The sequence below is a fragment of the Pseudomonas sp. R62 genome, assembly GCF_000257605.1.
In the GTDB taxonomy this organism is placed as follows: domain Bacteria; phylum Pseudomonadota; class Gammaproteobacteria; order Pseudomonadales; family Pseudomonadaceae; genus Aquipseudomonas; species Aquipseudomonas atacamensis.
Genome location: NZ_JH635999.1, coordinates 310,807 through 313,012, shown reverse-complemented (window position 1 = coordinate 313,012; position 2,206 = coordinate 310,807). Strand labels below are relative to the sequence as shown.

The following is a 2,206-nucleotide window of genomic DNA, read 5'->3' as shown; positions in this document are numbered from 1 at the left end:
CACTTCCTGCCAGATCGTCGCGACCTCCCATTGCAGATCGCTTTGCGGCGCTAGGTATTGCTCCTGCGTCGGGCTCTCGCCCAACGCCATCAGCGCCTTGCGATCGAGCTTGCCGTTGGGCGTCAGCGGGATCGCGTCGATCAGGTGCAGATGCCCCGGCACCATGTGCGCCGGCAAGCGGCTGGCCAAGGCATTGCGCACCCGCTCGGCCAGCGTCGACCGCTCGCTGTCCGGTGCGGCGACGAGGTAGGCATGCAGGTGTTTGCCTGCGGCGCCGTCCTGCGCCAGTACCACCGCCTCACGGATATCGTCGAGTTCCAGCAGGCGTGCTTCGATCTCGCTGAGTTCGATGCGGAAGCCGCGAATCTTCACCTGATGGTCGGCGCGACCGATGTACTCGATGTTGCCATCGTCGCCCTGGCGCACCAGATCGCCGGTGCGGTACAGGCGCTCGCCATTGCTCGCGTAAGGATTGGGCACAAAGCGTTCGGCGGTCAGCGCGGCACGACGCAGATAGCCGCGCGTCACCCCGGCACCCGCCAGATACAGCTCGGCCGCCACGCCCTCGGGCGGCACCTGCAACTGACTGTCGAGCAGGTACGCCACGGTGTTATCCAGTGGCCGGCCAATGTTCGCCCGCCCCTGCGGCGTGCGCAGGGTGAAGGTCGAATAAGTGGTGTCCTCCGACGGCCCGTAAAGATCGTAGACCTGCTGCACCTGAGTGCTGGCGTAGAGGCTGTCGACCAGACCCTGCTTGAGCGGTTCGCCGGCCAGATTGATGGTGCCGACCGACGACGGAATCTGCCCGGCCCGTTGCAACGCGGCGATCGCCGACGGCACGGTATTGATCAGCGTTACCTCATCGCGCGCCGGCAAATCCGCCAGCGCCAGGGCGTTGTCGGCCAGCACCAGGCAGCCTCCGCAGGCCAGCGTGACGAAGATTTCCCACACCGAGAGATCGAAGCAGATCGAGGTCGAGGCCAGCACGCCGCGCAATTGTTCTTCGCGATAGACCCCAGCCGACCATTGAATCAGCGCCGATAGATTGCCGTGGCTGATTGCTACGCCTTTCGGTTTGCCGGTGGAGCCGGAGGTGTAGATCACGTACGCCAGATTGTCTGCCGCGAGGTTAACCAGCGGCGCAGTGGCCGGGTATTCGCTGGCGACGTTCTCGTCCACCAGCAGCACCTGCGCACTCAAGGTTTCGGGCAGCATCGCCAAGGCCGCTGGCTCAGTGAGCAAAACAGCGGCGCGGCTGTCGTCGAGCATGTGCAGCAAGCGTTCCTGCGGGTAATCCGGGTCCAGCGGTACGTAGGCGCCACCGGCCTTGAGGATCGCCAGCAAGCCGACCAGCATCTGCGGCGTGCGGCGCATGCACACGCCTACGCGCACTTCCGGCCCGACGCCCATGCCTTGCAGCTTGTGCGCCAGACGATTGGCCCGGGTATCGAGGTCTTGGTAAGCGATGGACTGTTCAGCGAACAGCACCGCGTTCGCCTGTGGCTGTCGCTGCACTTGCGCGGCGATGTGCGCCAGCACTGTGCGTTGATCCGGCATGGTAACCGGCGCCTTGCCCCACTCGATCGCTTGTTGCCGTTGTGGCTCGGCGAGCAGATGCAGCGCGCCCAGCGGCTGTGTGGCGTCGGCGAGGAACTGCTCGAGCAGGCCTTGCAGCTGCGCACTCAACGCGCGGATCGCTTGAGCGTCGAAGCTGGCCTGATCGAAACTCACGCCCAGACTCAGCTCGCGGCCGGTGACCGCCACCAGCGTCAGCGGATAGTTGGTCTGCTCCTGCCGGCGGATTGCCGAGAACTTCAGGCCCGTCTCAGGGCCCTGCGCCAGTGCTTCAGCCATCGGATAGTTTTCGAACACCAGAATGCTGTCGAACAACGCCCCGGCGCCCGTACCGGCCCAGCGCTGAATGTCATACAGCGGCGTGTGTTCGTGCTCGCGCAAGGCCAGGTTGAGGTCTTGCACCTGTTGCAGCCATTGGCTGACGCCGATCTCCGGCGATGGCGCCGCCACCACCGGCAAGGTGTTGATGAACAGGCCGATCTGCTGCTCGACACCCGGCAAATCCGTCGGCCGCCCGGCGACAGTCGCGCCGAACGCCACGTGATCCTGGCCGGTGTAGCGCTGCAACAGCAGCAGCCACGCCGCTTGTACCAGCGTGTTGAGGGTGACTTTCTGCTCGCGGGCAAAGCGG

1 protein-coding gene is annotated in these 2,206 nt (G+C 65.2%); it reads right to left on the bottom strand.

Annotated features, from left to right (window positions below):
* The coding region (locus tag OQK_RS30510; RefSeq protein ID WP_162098736.1) for an amino acid adenylation domain-containing protein at window positions 1-2,206 on the bottom strand (2,206 nt) is incomplete at both ends.